11 protein-coding genes are annotated in these 17,752 nt (G+C 60.5%); 1 reads left to right on the top strand and 10 read right to left on the bottom strand.

Annotated elements, in window-relative coordinates:
* Positions 1-45 precede the first annotated feature (45 nt).
* The 10 genes from EQV97_RS15215 to EQV97_RS15170 all read right to left on the bottom strand — a co-directional run bounded on the left by EQV97_RS15215 (position 46) and on the right by EQV97_RS15170 (position 13,031).
* A complete protein-coding gene (locus tag EQV97_RS15215; RefSeq protein ID WP_240889186.1) occupies positions 46-1,626 on the bottom strand; it encodes an efflux transporter outer membrane subunit in 1,581 nt (526 codons plus the stop codon).
* Positions 1,623-2,687 carry an HlyD family secretion protein gene (locus EQV97_RS15210; protein WP_045059496.1) on the bottom strand — a complete coding sequence of 355 codons (1,065 nt, stop codon included), beginning with the start codon at positions 2,685-2,687 and terminating at the stop codon, positions 1,623-1,625. Before EQV97_RS15210 ends, EQV97_RS15215 begins: the two co-directional genes overlap by 4 nt.
* Positions 2,688-2,712: 25 nt before the next feature.
* On the bottom strand, positions 2,713-4,239 hold the full coding sequence (locus EQV97_RS15205) for an MFS transporter (RefSeq protein WP_122840817.1): 1,527 nt from the start codon (positions 4,237-4,239) through the stop codon (positions 2,713-2,715).
* A gap of 179 nt (positions 4,240-4,418) precedes the next feature.
* Positions 4,419-5,336 carry a LysR family transcriptional regulator gene (locus EQV97_RS15200; protein ID WP_122840818.1) on the bottom strand — a complete coding sequence of 306 codons (918 nt, stop codon included), beginning with the start codon at positions 5,334-5,336 and terminating at the stop codon, positions 4,419-4,421.
* A 170-nt stretch (positions 5,337-5,506) separates the two neighbouring features.
* Complete coding sequence (locus tag EQV97_RS15195) at positions 5,507-6,373, bottom strand: ABC transporter permease (RefSeq protein WP_122840819.1); 867 nt, start codon at positions 6,371-6,373, stop codon at positions 5,507-5,509.
* 20 nt (positions 6,374-6,393) lie between these two features.
* The gene (locus EQV97_RS15190) at positions 6,394-7,254 is read right to left on the bottom strand and encodes an ABC transporter ATP-binding protein (protein WP_122840820.1); all 861 of its coding nucleotides are present in this window, start codon (positions 7,252-7,254) and stop codon (positions 6,394-6,396) included.
* Positions 7,255-7,259: 5 nt separating this feature from the next.
* Positions 7,260-8,285, bottom strand: coding sequence for an ABC transporter substrate-binding protein (locus tag EQV97_RS15185; RefSeq protein WP_122840821.1), 1,026 nt, complete (start codon positions 8,283-8,285; stop codon positions 7,260-7,262).
* A 17-nt stretch (positions 8,286-8,302) separates the two neighbouring features.
* On the bottom strand, positions 8,303-9,190 hold the full coding sequence (locus EQV97_RS15180) for a TauD/TfdA family dioxygenase (RefSeq protein WP_240889185.1): 888 nt from the start codon (positions 9,188-9,190) through the stop codon (positions 8,303-8,305).
* 327 nt (positions 9,191-9,517) lie between these two features.
* A complete protein-coding gene (locus tag EQV97_RS15175) occupies positions 9,518-10,885 on the bottom strand; it encodes an HlyD family type I secretion periplasmic adaptor subunit (RefSeq protein ID WP_045059503.1) in 1,368 nt (455 codons plus the stop codon).
* Complete coding sequence (locus EQV97_RS15170; RefSeq protein ID WP_045059504.1) at positions 10,875-13,031, bottom strand: type I secretion system permease/ATPase; 2,157 nt, start codon at positions 13,029-13,031, stop codon at positions 10,875-10,877. The genes EQV97_RS15175 and EQV97_RS15170 overlap by 11 nt, the downstream gene beginning before the upstream one ends.
* A 738-nt stretch (positions 13,032-13,769) precedes the next feature.
* Between EQV97_RS15170 and EQV97_RS15165 the strand changes: the two genes are divergently transcribed.
* On the top strand, positions 13,770-17,752 hold a 3,983-nt coding region (locus EQV97_RS15165; protein ID WP_240889184.1), incomplete at its 3' end, for a retention module-containing protein.

The raw sequence follows: 17,752 nt of genomic DNA, 5'->3' as shown, positions 1-17,752 counted from the left end.
CAATTATCATTACACTTTACGCAGCAACTGGCAAAACGACATTGATTAACGGCTAACTGTGGCTGCCTCAAGCGGATACACCGACTCCCATCCCCCACCCAACGCCTTGTACAAGCCAACCATCGCCAACGACACCCCGGTCGAGCTCTCTACCCACTGTTCCTGGGTCGCCAGCAGTTCGCCTTGTACGGTGAGTACGTTGACGAAATCGACAACGCCCTCGACGTATTGCCGTTGCGCGGTGGTCAGTGCGATCTGGTTCTGGCGCACGGCTTCGGCCAGGCTGTCGCGACGCCGCTGGCTGGCATTGTAGGCGCTCATCTGATCATCGATTTCGTGCCACGCGCGCAGGACAGTTTGCTGATAGGCGATAGCCGCTTCCTGTTGCTGGGCTTCGCGCAGGTTGAGCACGCCGCGCAGGCGACCGCCGTCGAACAAGGGCAGGCTGAACTGCGGACCGATGCCGAATGCGCGAGAACCCCAGCTTCCGAAATCACTCAACTGCATCGCTTGGGAGCCGACGTTGCCTGACAAGGTAATCCGTGGATAAAAATCGCCTTTGGCCACGCCAATACTCGCGGTGGCGGCGTGCAGGCGTGCTTCGGCCTGACGGATATCCGGTCGTCGCTCGGCCAGTTGCGAAGGCAAGCCAATGGCGATCTGGCTTGGGCTCTGCGGTACCGGTGCATCGGCGGCCAATTCAGCGGACAGCGCATGGGGCGGTTCCCCCATCAACAGGCTCAACGCGTTGATCAACTGCGACTGGCGTTGCTCAAGCGCCGGCAGGCGCGACTCGATGGCGGACACTTGCGCAGCGGCTTCGGCGACGTCCAGGTCCGTGGCGACGCCGTCGGCCAGGCGCAGCTGTGACAGCTTGAGGCTGTGCCGGGCGACGTCGAGGTTTTGTTCGGTGACTGCTCGTGTGCCTTGTACTCCGCGCAGCTGGATGTAGTCCCGGGCGGTTTCGGCGAGCACCGACAGCAGTACCCCGCGACGATCATTTTCGGCGACTTCGAGGGTGGCATCGGCAGCCTCGGTCTCGCGCCGCACCCGGCCCCAGAAATCCAGCTCCCAGGACGCCGAGAAGCCGGCGTCCCACAAATTGAAGGCCGAGTCACCGTTGTTGCCCGAAGGGTCGTTCAAGCCTTCGCCGCTGTTGCGTTTACGCCCATAGCTGCCGGTGGCGGCGGTGTTGGGGTAACGGTCGGCGGTGATCACCTGGCGTGCTGCGCGGCTTTGCTGCAGGCGACTGCTGGCGAGTTTGAGGTCCAGGTTGTCGGTCAGGGCACGCTGGGTGAGCGCTGAAAGTTTGGGATCGTTGAAGACTTCCCACCAGCGCTCGTCCATGTTTTCGGCGACCGCCTGACTCGCGGCCGCCTTGGTGGGCTGCGACCAGTCGGCCATTTGCTGTACCTGGGGTTTCTGGAAGTCGGGGCCGACCGTGCAGGCTGAGAGGCTTATTACCAGTAAGGCACAGAGGGTGAGTTTTGGCTTGCGGCCTCTTCGCGGGCAAGCCCGCTCCCACAGGTGATCAGAGTCCAGGCAAAACGTGGGGGAATGAATCAGGCCCCTTGTGGGAGCGGGCTTGCTCGCGGAGGCGCCGGCCCAATCAACCAATCCTTTCATCGTTGCGCCACCTCATGCTTATCGGTCGCGGCAGTGTCGATACTCGCCTCCACCGACATGCCAACTCGCAGCCGCTCGGCCGACGGCTGCCCTGGATCAAGCACAATCTTCACCGGAATCCGCTGTACCACCTTGGTGAAGTTACCCGTCGCGTTGTCCGGCTTGATCGAGGCAAACGTCACCCCGGTGGCCGGTGCAATACTTTCGACACGCCCCGTCAGCGCTTCGCCGTCCAGGCTGTCCACGCGTACCTGGACCTGCTGCCCGGGCCGCACGTCGGCCAATTGGGTCTCCTGAAAGTTGGCCACCACATAAGCCTGCGCCAGCGGCACCACTGCGAGGATTTTGCTGCCGGGCGTGACGTACGCGCCGACTCGCACTGCGCGCTCGCCAACCATGCCGTCCTGGGGCGCAACGATGCGTGTGTACGACAGCTCAAAACTGGCAATTTCCAACGCAGCCTGTGCACGCTTGAGGCCACCTTCAGCCGCATCCCGCTGGGCGATGAGGATGTCCACCTGCTTGCGCTCTGCGGCCAATACAGCCGTGACATTGGCCAGCTTCGCCGACGCCTGGTCGATGCGAGTGCGGGCTTGCTGTGCGTTCTGTACCGTGCCGGCACCGACGCCAGCGAGGTGGTTGTAGCGGTTCAGTTCATGTTCGGCGAAGTCCCTTTCTGCCTTGGCCGATACCACGCTCGCTTGCGCCTGGGCGATCACGGAGGCCTGGCGCTCCAGCGTTGCCCGCACATTCTGCAATTGAGCCCTGGCGACCAGCGTTTCCGCGTCGGCGGCCTGGGCGGCTGCGCGCAGGTCCCGGTCATCGATCAGCGCCAGCAACTGCCCGGCCTTCACCTGCTGGTTGTCTTCCACCAGCACTTCCTTGATGAACCCGGCAACACGCGGGACCACCAGGGTGAAGTCCGCAGAAACGAAAGCATCATTGGTGGTCTGGTGTGTACGTTTGCCGAACAAACCGGGTGCCAGCAGGTAAATCAATACGCCGAGCGTAACCACCGCCGCGATGCCGACGGCCGCTTTTTTCCTGGAGAGAGTCGTCATAAAAACCTTCTGTTTCGTGGAGCGTTCAAGTCGGGGCCCGGGGCGGATAGATCCGCGTTGGCATCCAGAAAATCAGCAGGATCAGCGCCAATGCGACGCCGGCCATGCACAGGTAGAGATCCGATGCGGTGAGCACGACGACCTGTTGGTGCAAACGGTGAGCGAGGCCGGGGCTGTCACTGTCCGCCAGGGGCGAATTGCCGAGACGGTCGACCAGCATGGTCGAGTGAAAATGTTGTCTTGCGGTGGTCAGCGCCTCAATCACGCCGGTGGCGATCACCGCCGACAGGCCCTTGACCGTGTTGAACCAGGCGGAGGCGAACGGCCCTTCCATCGGGCTGATACTGCCGGTGGACAGCATCAACAACGGCAGCACCGACATGGGCTGGCCGAAAATCTGCAGCAGTTGCAGCGGGTAGAAATCGTCGCGAATCCACACCGACGTCAGCTGCGAGCCCCCGATGCATGACAGCACCAACATGCCGAGGCCAATCCCCAGCACCCATCGACAATCGACCCAGCGCAGGTTGCACAAGGCCGCCACCAGTGGCAGCGCGATCAACTGTGGCAGTGCTGCCAACAAGGTGATTGGCGCGGTCTGGATCGGGCGATAACCCTGGACCTGCGCCAGATAGCTGGACGGAATAATGATCACCGCCAGCAGGATCACCAGCACCCCGGCCAGGGTGAGCAACGCGAAGGCCAGGTTACGGATACCCAGCATCTGCATCTTGAAAAACGGTATCGGTTGCGACCATTCGTTGATCAGGAACAGCACTAGCAGCAGCAACCCGCCGCCGAGCAACGTGCAGATCAGGCTCGACTCGAACCAGTCCAGGCGATTGCCCTGCAGGATGCCGATCACCAGCATGCAGATCGCCGGGAATCCCAACAGCAAACCGCGCCAGTTGAACTGTTTGCAGCGCTCAAGGCGCAGCGGATCCTGGGGCAAACCGTAAGCCACCGCGGCCATGGCGATCAGGCACGGCACGACGATTTGCCAGAAGGTCCACTGCCAGCCGACGTACTCGGTCCACAGCCCGGCCAGCGGAGTGCCGAGGCCGGGACCAAAAGTGGCTGTCAATGCATACCCTGCCAGCCCATAGAGCTTCACGTCGGCCGGCAGGAAGCGCAGCGCGACCGTCATCAGCATCGGCGGCAACGCTCCCCCCGCCAGGCCTTGCAAAGTGCGCATCAGCAGCAGGCTTTCGTAGTTCGGGGCGAACGGACACAGCACACCCAGCACGGTAAATACGCCGATGGCCCAGAGCGTGAACCGGCGCAGAGAGAAGGTCACCGAACACCACGGAGCGAAGGCCATGGCCGCCACCGATGTAGCGGTGTAGCTGGCGACCAGCCAGGTACCTTCGTCGTAACCAATGGCCAGCGCACCGCGGATGTCGGCGAGGGCCACCTTGGTGACCATCTCGTTCAGGCCGGACACCAGCACGGCGATGAGCACGCCGACCAGGCCGATGATAATCCGCGGGCCGAATACCGGGGGCGAAGCAGCGGCCGTGGCGACAGGTGCCGGGACCGTGAGGGAAGTCATGTACTGCAGGCTCCGGGATTTGAATACCCGGCTATTTTATGAAGGGTGGCAGCTGACGAAAATCAACTTATTGGCAGGTTATAAGTGCGTGGGGCGCAATCGTCATAAAAGATCAAAAGATCGCAGCCTTCGGCAGCTCCTACAGGCATACCTGAAGGTGACTGCGATCCTCTGATCTTTTAAGGCTGCGCTGCCGACCAAGTCTCATCACAACACGACTTCAACGTCTCACGCAGCCAGCGATGCGCTGGATCCTTATCGAACCGCGGATGCCAGGCCTGGGTCAGCATGATGGTCGGTAGCGGTATCGGCAGGGTAAACGAGCGCAGCTTCAGGCCCAGGCGCCGGATGCTCAGCAACGCTTCCTTGGGCACGGGCAGGATCAAATCGGAATCCGGCAACGCAAACATCGCCGCATGGAAACTTGGCGCAATCACCGCCACCCGCCGCTCCAACCCCAGGGCATTGAGCGCCGTATCGATCGGCCCACGGGCAATACCACGGCGCGACATGCTGATATGGGAAAACCCCGCATATCGCTCGGCAGTGATCTCTTCATCGAACAATGGGTGATCCTCACGAACCAGGCCGACGAAGTGCGTGGCGAACAGATTCTGCACTTTCACCTCAGGCATCAGCGGGCGATTGTTGCTGACGCTCAGATCGATCCGCCCCTCTCGCAAGGCCTCGTCATCCCCATCCCCCTCAGGAACAAAACGCAGCTCACAATGAGGGGCCTGGCGCTCCATGGTGTCGAACAGCTTGCCGCCGTAGACGCCCACAAAGAAGTCATTGGCGCGAATGCTGAAACGTCGGCGCAAGCTCCCCAGATCCACATCATCGGCCGAGCGAAACAACAACGAGGCCTGCTCCACCACATCCCGCACCTGCTCACGCAACTCCAGCGCCTTGGGCGTCGGCACCAGGCCACGCCCCGCCCGCACCAGGATCGGATCGCCAATGGCTTCACGAATACGCGTCAGCGTCCGACTCATCGCTGCCGGGCTGAGATTCATCCGCCGCGCAGCGCCCACCACACTCCCCTCGTCGAGCAAGGCGTCGAGGGCGACCAATAGGTTCATGTCCGGAAGCTGCATACTGAGCACTCGTAAACGATCAGGATTGACTTAGCCGCAATCCTAACAGTGAAGGCGCACCCTGTAGGAGCAAAGGTTGCTCGCGATGAGCGATGACGCGTTGATCAGTTAGACAGTGTTACGGCAATCGCGAGCAAGCTTTGCTCCCCCAGGTTAAGAGAGGTGAAGGCTTACCGCTGCATCCCCCACCGCTTCACTGTCACTCTTTCCAACGTATCAAACACCAGGTTCTCCACGAGCAACCCAATCAGAATCACCACCGCCAACCCGGCAAACACCTTATCGGTGTACAGCTCATTGCGATTCTGAAAAATGTACCAGCCCAACCCACCCTTGCCACTGGTCGCTCCGAACACCAGTTCAGCGGCAATCAGCGTACGCCAGGCGAAGGCCCAGCCTATTTTCAAACCTGCGAGGATTGAGGGCAGCGCGGCGGGGATGAGGATGAACAAGACAAATCTCATCCCCTTGAGCCCGTAATTGCGCCCGGCCATGCGCAGGGTTTCCGAGACCCCGAGAAAGCCGGCGTAGGTGTTCAACGCCAATGCCCACAACACTGAATGCACCAGCACGAAAATCAGGCTGTTCTGCCCCAGCCCAAACCACAGCAGTGCCAATGGCAGCAGTGCAATCGCCGGAAGCGGGTTGAACATCGAGGTCAGGGTGCTGAGCAGATCGCGGCCGAACTGGGTCGATACCGCCAAGGTGGTCAAGCCGAATGCCAGGACGATGCCGATCAGGTAGCCCTTGAGCAGCACTACCAGAGAGATCCACACCTTGCCCAGCAACTCGCCACTGAGCAGCCCTCCATACAGGGCGTTGGCGGTTTGCATGAAGCTGGGCAGCAGCAGGTCGTTGTTCTGGATTCGCGCAATCACCTCCCACAGCACCGCGAGCATTATCAGGATCAGACTTTTGCGCAGCCAGCCTTGCTGCCACAAGCGCTGGCGCAACGGCAGCTCACGCTCAACCGGAACACTCAACAGTGGCTGCAGTTCAGTTTCAAACTCTTTACGCGGGGATGATAAAAGGCTCATCGGGCACTCCTCTCAATGGCTCAATAAGCGATGCGGATATCGGAAAAATCCAGCTCACGCTCGGTTTCCGGCGACTGGCCTTCATCGAACAGCAACCGGTGAATCCGGCGCGCCGACGCTTGAAATTGCGATCCTCCGAGGCTGTGCAAATCGTATTGATGGCTGTGGACTTCCGCCCGCACTCGTCCCGGATGGGGCGACAGGAGGAGGATGCGATTGCCCACCACCAACGCTTCTTCGATGGAGTGAGTGACGAACAGCAAGGTGAAGCGCACCTCTTCCCATAGCAGCAGTAGCTCTTCCTGCATCTTGCGTCGGGTTAGAGCGTCGAGGGCGGCGAAGGGCTCGTCCATGAGCAGGATTTTGGGCTGCATGGCCAAGGCGCGAGCGATGGCGACACGCGCCTTCATGCCTCCGGACAGGGTATGCGGATAGGCATCGGCGAACGCACCCAGACCAACCTTGTCGAGGTAGTGCAGCGCGCGCTCTTCAGCTTCTTTGCGCTTGAGGGTTTTAGAGGCCAGCAGCGGAAACATGACGTTCTGCTTCACGGTTTTCCAGGGCGGGAGCTGGTCGAATTCCTGAAACACCACGATGCGGTCCGGGCCTGGCGCATGGACCGTCTGCCCTTGCAGGCGGATCTCGCCTTCGCAGGGCTCAATGAACCCGGCGACAGCCTTGAGCAGGGTGGATTTTCCGCACCCTGAAGGGCCAAGGAGTACGAAGCGGTCGGCCGGATCGATCTCGAAACTGACCTGGTGGGTCGCTCGAACCACACGCTGGGGCGTGCGGTATTCGAGGCTGACTTTATCGACCGACAGCAACGCCTGGGTTGCTGCGCTCGGTTTGCTGACCGTGTGGCCTTGCAAGGGGGCGTTCATCTTGATCAGCTCCCCTGCAGCGGTTTGGCATCCTGGAAGAAGTAATCTTTCCAGGAATCCGGTTTGTTTTTAATCGCGCCGACGCGGTACAGGAACTCGGCCAGCGGATAAGTATTTTTCGGCGTGACGCTGAATTCGTACTGCGGGTTATCGATGATTTTCAGCAGCGCGGCACGGTCGATTTTCGCCTTGGTCACACGGATGTAGGTATCAGCCGCAGCTCCTTTGTCGTTCTGGGCGAACTGCGCCGCTTCGGTCAACGCATCGACAAAGGCCTTGTAGGTCTTGGGGTTCTCGTCGCGGAATTTCTCGGTGGCAAACAGCACCGTCGGCGAGTTTGGACCGAGCAGGTCGTAGGTGTTCAGTACCACGTGCACGTTGGGATTTTCCAGGGCCTGATCCTGGAACGGCGGATTGGAGAAATGCCCGCTCAGCTCGGTACCACCGGCGATCAGCGCAGCCGTGGCGTCCGGATGGGGCAGCGCGATGGTGTACTTGTCGAGTCGATTGAACTCCTTGTCACCCCACTGCCTGGCGGCGGCGTATTGCAGGAAGCGCGACTGCACGGAAACCCCGACCGCCGGCACCGCGATGCGGTCCTTTTCAGTAAAATCGGCGATGGTCTTGACCTTGGGATTGTTGCTCACCAGGTAGTACGGAAAGTTGCCCAGGGAAGCGACGGCCTTGACGTTCTGCTTGCCGTGGGTGCGGTCCCAGATGGTCAGCAACGGTCCTACGCCGGCGCCGGCGATGTCTATGGAACCCGAGAGCAAGGCGTCGTTGACTGCCGCGCCTCCGGACAACTGGGTCCAGTCGACCTTGATATCGATGCCCTGCTCTTTGCCGTGTTTCTCGATGAGATTCTGATCGCGCACCACGTTGAGGAGCAGGTAAACGATGCCGAATTGTTCAGCAATGCGGATTTCACCTTCGGCGTGGGCTGCGGCGGGCGCTACCAGGCTGCCGGCGATCAGGCTCAAACCCAGGCCGATAGCGGCAGCCAGGGGTGCAAATGGAAGACGTCTGGACATGGTGTTTCTCCGGCAAATCAGAAAGGCGCATCGCCCTGGATGGTGGTGCGATACAGCTTGCGGCGCAGATGACTTGGGCACCCGGCGGCGAGGTGGATCAGCGAGCGGTTGTCCCAGAACACCAGGTCATGGGGCTGCCATTGATGGCGATAGATGTTTTGCTCGAGCACACTGTGGGCGTACAGCTCGGCCAACAGTTGCCGGCTTTCGTCTTCAGGCAGGCCGACGATGCGCGTGGTGAAGCCTTCACTGACGAACAACGCCTGGCGCCCGCTTTCCGGGTGGGTACGAACGATGGGGTGCACGACTTCGGCGACTTGGGCGAGCTGCTCCGGTGTCAGGGTGGGACGCCAGTTGCCTTCGAACTTGGTCTCGCTGTAGCGCGCCGTGTACGAATGCGCAGCCGAGCGGCCTTCCACGGCTTTGCGCAGCGCGTCCGGCAGGTTGTCCCAGGCTTTGTGCATGTCGGCGAACAGCGTATCGCCGCCTTCGGACGGCAGCTCCTGGGCATGCAGCATCGAGCCCAGACTTGGAAGTTCTTTATAGGAAAGGTCGGAGTGCCAGAACTTGCCAGCGTCACCGAGACCGATGGATTGGCCGTTTTCGATAATGTTGGAAACGATGAGGATTTCCGGGTGGCCGGTGAGCAGAAACTGCTTGAGGACATGGATTTGCAGCACGCCGAACCGTCGGCTGAAATCAATCTGTTGTTCGGGGGTGATGCGCTGGTCGCGAAATACCACCACGTGATGGTCAAGGTGCGCTCGGTGAATGCGGGCGAAATCCTGATCATTGATCGGGCGGGACAGGTCAAGGCCGATGATTTCGGCACCGACAGCGCCAGTGAACGGGCGAATGTCGAAGGTTTGTGGCGCGATGCTGCTGGAGGCGGATACGGCGGACATAAAAATCACTCCCACGCACGGCACGCTCAAAGGCGCGCGCGTCGATCAAGAAACTCACGGAGGTCCCGTGTTGGTTCGTGTCGTGCGGCGCGCCGATTGGTCGGCAGGTACGCAGGGAAGTGACTTTATAGATATAAGAATTAGAATTTAAATACCGTTATTGAATAACGATATGGCTTTTGTCTCGTGAGGCTTGGGGGCTCCTGCAGGAGCGGGCTCGCTCGCGATGGTCGTCAACGATAACGCTGGCTTCCTGACACCCCGAGGCGCCCTCGGGGTTTTCGCGAGCAAGCTCGCTCCTACAGGGATGGGTGCATCGGATGAGGTCTACCGCTCGTGCAAGGCCTCAGCCCGAGCGCGAATGATCGGCTTGAGCAGATAGCTGAGCACCGTTTTCTTACCCGTGATGATATCCACCGAAGCCACCATTCCGGGGATAATCAGCAGCGGCTTCTCATCTGTGCCCAAGTGGCTCTTATCAGTGCGCAGCTTGATGATGTAGTAAGTGGTTTTCTTGTCTTCATCGGTGATGGTGTCTGCACCAATCTGCTCAAGCTTGGCTTTCAGACCGCCATAGATGGTGTAGTCGTAGGCAGTGAATTTCACCGTCGCTTCCTGCCCCGGATGCAGGAACGCGATGTCCTGCGGACGAATCTTGGCTTCCACCAGCAAGGTGTCGTCCAGCGGCACGATCTCGATTAGATCACTGCCCGGCTGGATCACCCCACCAATGGTGTTCACCAGAAGCTTGTTGACGATGCCGCGCACAGGCGATGTCACCAGGGTCCGGCTGACACGGTCTTCCAGCGCCTTGCCGGTAGCCTGGGCCTTGTTCAGGTCTGTGCGGGCTTCGTTGAGCTGGGTCAGCGCTTCGCTGCGGAATTTGCCCCGGGTCTCATCGATCTTGCGCGCCACTTCCTTGATGGCCGACTCGGCACGCGGGATAGCCAGCGTCATCGCGTCCAACTGGCCACGGGTTTCAACCTCCGCGCGCTTGAGTCGCAGCACCTCTACCGGCGACACCGCACCCTGGGCCACGAGCGGCTCGGACATGTTGATTTCCTGACGCTGCAAAGCCAGCCCATTGCGGTACTGGGACTGCTTGGAGGTGAACTCGCGCAGCTCCTGCTGGCGCTGGATCAACTGCTCTTGCAGGCCGCCGATCTCATCGTGCAGCTGCTGGCGACGGCTGATGTACAGCGACTCCTCGCTGGCAGCCTGACCCGGAACGGCCTTCAGCACGTCAGCCGGGAATTTCAGTGGCCGGTCATCGACTTCGGCGCTCAGGCGCTCAACACGCAGCAGCATCGCCAGGCGATCAGCTTCGGTTTCACCAACGTTGGAGGCGAAACGCGTGTCGTCCAGGCGGATCAAAGGGGCACCAGCCTCGACGATCTGCCCTTCCGAGACAAACAGCTCGGCAACGATACCGCCCTCAAGGTTCTGGATTTTCTGGATCTTCGACGAAGGAATCGCCTTGCCGTCGCCCTTGGTGACCTCATCGATCACGGCAAAATTGGCCCAGATCAGGAGGAACAGGAAAAAGCCGATGATGCCCCAAATGGTCAGGCGCACCACGCGCGGAGCATCTTCGATGAGGGCCTTGTTAACCTCCGGAAGCGGCTGCCCATGCAGTGAATCGGTGCCTTTGAAATAGCGGCGGATGGAACCTTTGATCCCGGACTTAAGCAACACTGATTTGCCCCTTTTTCAACGCTTCCATCACCACGGCTTTCGGCCCATCGGCGAGTATCTGCCCACGGTCGATGACGATCAGGCGATCGACCAGCGACAACAGCGAGGCACGGTGCGTCACCAGCACCACGGTCTTGTTTTCAATCACCGCTGCGAGGCGTTGCTTGAGGCGTTCTTCACCGGTGTTATCCATGGCGCTGGTCGGCTCATCGAGCAACAGTATCGGCGGGTTGAGCAGCAGGGCCCGGGCCAGGGCCACGTTCTGCCGCTGACCGCCAGACAGGTTTTGCCCCCGCTCACCCACCTGCAACTCATACCCCTGCGGGTGCAGGCGGGCGAACTCGTGCACGCCTGCCAGCTCGGCGGCTTGCAGGACCATTTCGTCTTCCACGTAACGTGCGCCGGAGACCAGGTTGTCGCGCAGCGTGCCGGACAGCAGCTGGATATCCTGGGCCACGTAGCCAATGCTGTGGCGCAACTCGCTGACGTCGATCTGGCGAATGTCGACACCGTCCACCAGCAACGCGCCGTCATCCGGTTGATACAGGCCCACTATAAGCTTGGCCAGCGAGCTCTTGCCCGAGCCGCTGCGACCGATAATGCCGATTTTCTCGCCCGGCTTGATGACGAGGTTGATATTTTTCAGCGCCGGGTTCTGTTGTTGCGGGTAGGTGAAGTTCAACTGACGGCATTCGATGCCACCCTGCAATACCTTGCGGCTCAGCGGACGCTCTTCGAAATTGCGCTCCTGGGGCAACTCCATCATCTGGTCGACCGAGGTCATGGTGACCCGCGCCTGTTGATAGCGGGTCAGCAGGCCGGACAGCGACGCCAGCGGGCTGAGCGCGCGACCACTGAGCATGTAGCAGGCGATGAGACCGCCCATGCTCAAGTTGCCAGCGATGATCTGGTACACGCCGAACACAATCATGATCACCCCGGCCAGTTGCTGGATCAGCAGGGTGATGTTCATGGCCAGGCCGGAGAGCATTTTCACCCGCAGCTCAAGGCGGCTGAGGGTGCCGATGGTTTGTTCCCACTGGTACTGGCGTTCGCTTTCAGCGTTGTTGACCTTCACTGCATCCAGGCCGGCCAGGGTTTCGATCAGGCTCGACTGGCGCTCTGCGCCGAGCGCCATGGTGCGCTCCATGGTCGCGACCAGTGGCTTCTGCAGCGCATAACCGATCAGCAAGGCAATCGGGAAGGCCAGCACCGGAATCCACACAAGGTGCCCGCCGAGGATCGCGATAACCATGAAGATCAGCAGCGTGAACGGCAGGTCGATCAGGCTGGTGAGGGTCAGCGACGCGAGGAAGTCGCGCAGGCTCTGAAACTCGTGGATGTTTTGCGCGAAGCTGCCGACCCGGGCTGGCCGAAACTTCATCGACATACCCACAATTCGCTCGAACAGCGTTGCCGAGATGATCAGGTCGGTTTTCTTGCCGGCAAGATCCAGGCACAGGCTGCGCAGGCTCTTGAGAATCAGGTCGAACATGTAGGCACCGCAGATACCGATGGCCAGCACCCAGAGGGTGGACTCGGCCTGGTTCGGCACTACGCGGTCGTACACGTTCATGACGAACAAGGGCGCCGCCATGGCGATGATGTTGATCAGGAAACTGGCGGCGATCGCATCGGCATACAGCCAGCGGGAACGCTTGAGGGTGTCGCGAAACCACGACCGCGCGCGGGGAATGAGCGTGCCGTGATTGACGTCGAATTTATGTTGGGGTTGGGCGAAGAACACTTTGCCAATGTAGTCGTCGGCCAGCAATTCTCGAGCGACGAGACTCTCGCCGCCGTCGCTTTCGCTCAACAGCAGGCGAGCCTGGTCTTCGCCATGCCAGCCGAGAAGGACGGCGCTTCGACCGTCCTTGAGCAGCAGTAGCGCGGGCATTGCGATCTCTGGTATCTGCTCCAGCTTGCGCACCAGCACTCGCCCTTGCAGGCCAGCACGGGCCGCAGCGCGCGGCAGCAACTCAACACTTAGTCGCTGCTTGGGCAATGGCAGGCCTGTGGTCAACATCGCGGCGCTGGCGGGCTTCTGATGCAACGTGCAAAGGGCTAGCAGACCGTCCAGTAATGGATCGTCATGCAACGCGCGTGGATCATGGATGAGATGAACTCGACTGACTTCTGATTCCACGCTCGGCACTCTTGGCTAACAATTGAACGATTAAGGTTCTGCTCAATCCGTACCGGGCAGTTGGACCTTGGCTTCACGCTGTTTTGCACAACGGATGCCAACGGTGCGACCACTCCCTGGCTCTTGAGCAACTTGCCCATGGTCGCCTTGATTCGGTACCGAGTAAATAACTGAATGTTTCTGAACCACGCAGAGCACGGATTGTTGACGCGTTGCTGAGAAGTACGCCGCAAATCCGGCAACAGCAACTTGCGGCATCCCTGAACGTCATGCGGCGCGATTCAATTCCTGCGAATACCCTCAAGACCCAGTCCAGGGAAAAATGAGGCAAAACGAGCAATCAGGAGAAATGGTCGGACTGGATTGTTCGTCAATGGGCAGTCTGGATACTTGATAATTCGTTGTCCTGAATCACTGCAAAACGTGCAGTCACAGGGGATCCTGAGCAGACCCTATACCGTTTGTCGGAAAGTGCAAAATGGGTACTGGATCACACGGTTCGGCACCGGTTGCCACCCGAATATCAATGTGACATTACCGGGGCGATTGTTTAGGATGGCACCCATAAGGTCAATAGTTTGGCATATGGTTTATAGCCGAAAATTATTGACAGAATATTGACGCTAGAAAGCGTCAAAGTTGTAACTATTATTGCAGGAAAGAGCGTCCAGACTGATTAGGCAACAGTGCCGTCAGGTCCATGGAAGTCTACTGAACGTGACACCCGGAGAGTCTTCAATGAGCAGTGTTGTTGCCATCGTCAAAAGCATTGTTGGTCAAGTTTTCGTGGTGTCCCCAGAGGGCATCCGGCGCGTGCTTGTTGAAGGCGATCGCCTGTTCGTCGGTGATCAGGTCGACACCGGCCTGGCCGGCGCCGTCACCCTTGAGCTGGCCGACGGCCGCACACTGGACCTGGGTCGCGAGACGCAATGGAGCGGCAGCGCTCCTGACTCCATCACGGACCTTGCCGAGGCCACCGCGCAAGCCGCGCCATCGGTTGAAGAACTGCAACAAGCCATCGTAGCCGGCGCCGACCCGACTAAAGATCTGGAAGCCACTGCCGCAGGCCCTACGGCTACCGGCACGGGCGGCGCGGCAGGCGGCGGTCATAGCTTCGTGATGCTGGAAGAAACCGCCGGCCGGGTCGACCCGATCATTGGTTTCCCCACCGACGGCCTTGATTTCGCTGCCACGATCAGCACGCTCGATACCGGCATCCAGGACACCACAACCACCAACGCTCAGAGCGTAGTGACTGCTGATACTGGCACACAGGCCGAAGACAGCGTCGCGACCGGCAACGTACTGAACAACGATAGCGATTCCGACACGCCCCTCAGTGTCGCCAGCTTCACCGTCGCCGGCATGACGGGCAGTTTCACCGCAGGCCAGACGGCGTCCATCATCGGCGTCGGTACGTTGACCATCGGTACTAACGGCAACTACACCTTTACTCCGGACGCAAATTACAACGGCGCCGTACCGCAAGTCACCTACACAACCAACACTGGATTGACCAGTACACTGGATATCAGCGTCATCCCGGTCGATGACAGCTTCACCGATCTCGGCGAATCCGTGACCACCACCGAAGATGCCCCAGTTTCCGGCAGCGTGCTGACCGGAACTTCCAGCGTCGACGGCCCGGTCAGCGTGCTTAACTTCACCATCGGCGAAACCACCTACGCCGCTGGTAGCACCGCGACTATCGCCAACGTCGGCACTCTGGTCATTGCGGCCAATGGCGCCTACACCTTTACTCCGGCCGCCAACTACAACGGCAGCGTGCCAGTGGTCAGCTACACCGTCACTGACGGCTCTGGCTCTGACGTCACCTCGACCCTGAACATCAGCGTCACCCCGGGTGATGACAGCTTCCCCGATGCCAGCGAAACGGTCTCCACCTTGGAAGACACCGCCGTTACCGGCAGCGTCCTCACTGGTACCTCGAGCGTCGACGGCGACGTGACCGTGGTCAACTTCACCATCGGCGAAACCACCTACGCCGCTGGTAGCACCGCGACTATCGCCAATGTCGGCACCCTGGTGATCGGCGCGAACGGGGCGTACACCTTTACTCCGGCCGCCAACTACAACGGCAGCGTGCCAGTGGTCAGCTACACCGTCACTGACGGCTCTGGCTCTGACGTCACCTCGACCCTGAACATCAGCGTCACCCCGGTTGATGACAGCTTCACCGACCTCGGCGAAACCGTGACCACCACCGAAGATGCACCCGTCTCCGGCAGCGTGCTGACGGGTACTTCCAGCGTCGACGGCCCGGTCAGCGTGCTTAACTTCACCATCGGCGAAACCACCTACGCCGCTGGTAGCACAGCGACCATCGCCAATGTCGGCACTCTGGTGATCGGCGCGAACGGGGCGTACACCTTTACTCCGGCCGCCAACTACAACGGCAGCGTGCCAGTGGTCAGCTACACCGTCACCGACGGTTCCGGTAGCAATGTCACTTCGACCCTGAACATCAGCGTCACCCCGGTTGATGACAGCTTCACCGATCTCGGCGAAACCGTGACCACCACCGAAGATGCCCCAGTCTCCGGCAGCGTGCTGACCGGAACTTCCAGCGTCGACGGCCCGGTCAGCGTGCTTAACTTCACCATCGGCGAAACCACCTACGCCGCTGGCACAACGGCGACCATCGCCAATGTCGGCACCCTGGTGATCGGCGCGAACGGGGCGTACACCTTTACTCCGGCCGCCAACTACAACGGCAGCGTGCCAGTGGTCAGCTACACCGTCACCGACGGTTCCGGTAGCAATGTCACCTCCACCCTGAACATCAGCGTCACCCCGGTCGATGACAGCTTCACCGATGCCAGCGAAACCGTGTCCACCCTGGAAGACACTGCCGTTACCGGCAGCGTCCTCACTGGCACCTCGAGCGTCGACGGCGACGTGACCGTGGTCAACTTCACCATCGGTGCGAGCACTTACACCGCTGGTAGCACCGCGACTATCGCCAATGTCGGCACTCTGGTCATTGCGGCCAATGGCGCCTACACCTTTACTCCGGCCGCCAACTACAACGGCACAGTGCCAACAGTCAGCTACACCGTTACCGACGGCTCTGGCTCTGACGTCACCTCGACCCTGAATATCAGCGTCACCCCGGTCGACGACAGCTTCACCGATGCCAGCGAAACGGTCTCCACCCTGGAAGACACCGCCGTTACCGGCAGCGTCCTCACGGGTACCTCGAGCGTCGACGGCGACGTGACCGTGGTCAACTTCACCATCGGTGCGAACACCTACACCGCCGGCAGCACCGCGACTATCGCCAACGTCGGCACCCTGGTGATCGGCGCGAACGGGGCGTACACCTTTACTCCGGCCGCCAACTACAACGGCAGCGTTCCAGTGGTCAGCTACACCGTCACCGACGGTTCCGGTAGCAATGTCACTTCGACCCTGAATATCAGCGTCACCCCGGTTGATGACAGTTTCACCGACCTTGGCGAAACCGTGACCACCACCGAAGATGCCCCAGTCTCCGGCAGTGTGCTGACCGGGACTTCCAGCGTCGACGGCCCTGTCAGCGTGCTCAACTTCACCATCGGCGAAACCACCTACGCCGCTGGCACAACGGCGACCATCGCCAATGTCGGCACCCTGGTAATCGGAGCGAACGGGGCTTACACCTTCACCCCAGCCGCCAACTACAACGGCACCGTTCCAGTGGTCAGCTACACCGTCACTGACGGCTCTGGCTCTGACGTCACCTCGACCCTGAACATCAGCGTCACCCCGGTTGATGACAGCTTCACCGATGCCAGCGAAACGGTCTCCACCCTGGAAGACACTGCCGTTACCGGCAGCGTCCTCACTGGTACCTCGAGCGTCGACGGCGATGTGACCGTGGTCAACTTCACCATCGGTGCGAACACCTACACCGCCGGCAGCACCGCGACTATCGCCAACGTCGGCACCCTGGTGATCGGGACGAACGGGGCGTACACCTTTACTCCGGCCGCCAACTACAACGGCAGCGTGCCAGTGGTCAGCTACACCGTCACCGACGGCTCCGGTAGCAATGTCACTTCGACCCTGAACATCAGCGTCACCCCGGTTGATGACAGCTTCACCGACCTCGGCGAAACCGTGACCACCACCGAAGATGCACCCGTCTCCGGCAGCGTGCTGACGGGTACTTCCAGCGTCGACGGCCCGGTCAGCGTGCTTAACTTCACCATCGGCGAAACCACCTACGCCGCTGGCACAACGGCGACCATCGCCAATGTCGGCACCCTGGTGATCGGCGCGAACGGGGCGTACACCTTTACTCCGGCCGCCAACTACAACGGCAGCGTGCCAGTGGTCAGCTACACCGTTACCGACGGTTCCGGTACTGACGTCACTTCGACCCTGAATATCAGCGTCACTCCGGTTGATGACAGCTTCACCGATCTCGGCGAAACCGTGACCACCACCGAAGATGCCCCAGTCTCCGGCAGCGTGCTGACCGGAACTTCCAGCGTCGACGGCCCGGTCAGCGTGCTTAACTTCACCATCGGCGAAACCACCTACGCCGCTGGCACAACGGCGACCATCGCCAATGTCGGCACCCTGGTGATCGGCGCGAACGGGGCGTACACCTTTACTCCGGCCGCCAACTACAACGGCAGCGTGCCAGTGGTCAGCTACACCGTCACCGACGGTTCCGGTAGCAATGTCACCTCCACCCTGAACATCAGCGTCAC

It is taken from the genome of Pseudomonas sp. TMW22090 (genome assembly GCF_022496665.1).
GTDB lineage: Bacteria > Pseudomonadota > Gammaproteobacteria > Pseudomonadales > Pseudomonadaceae > Aquipseudomonas > Aquipseudomonas gregormendelii.
Note: the sequence above shows the minus strand (reverse complement) of the source record. Positions and strands in the feature narration are given on the sequence as shown.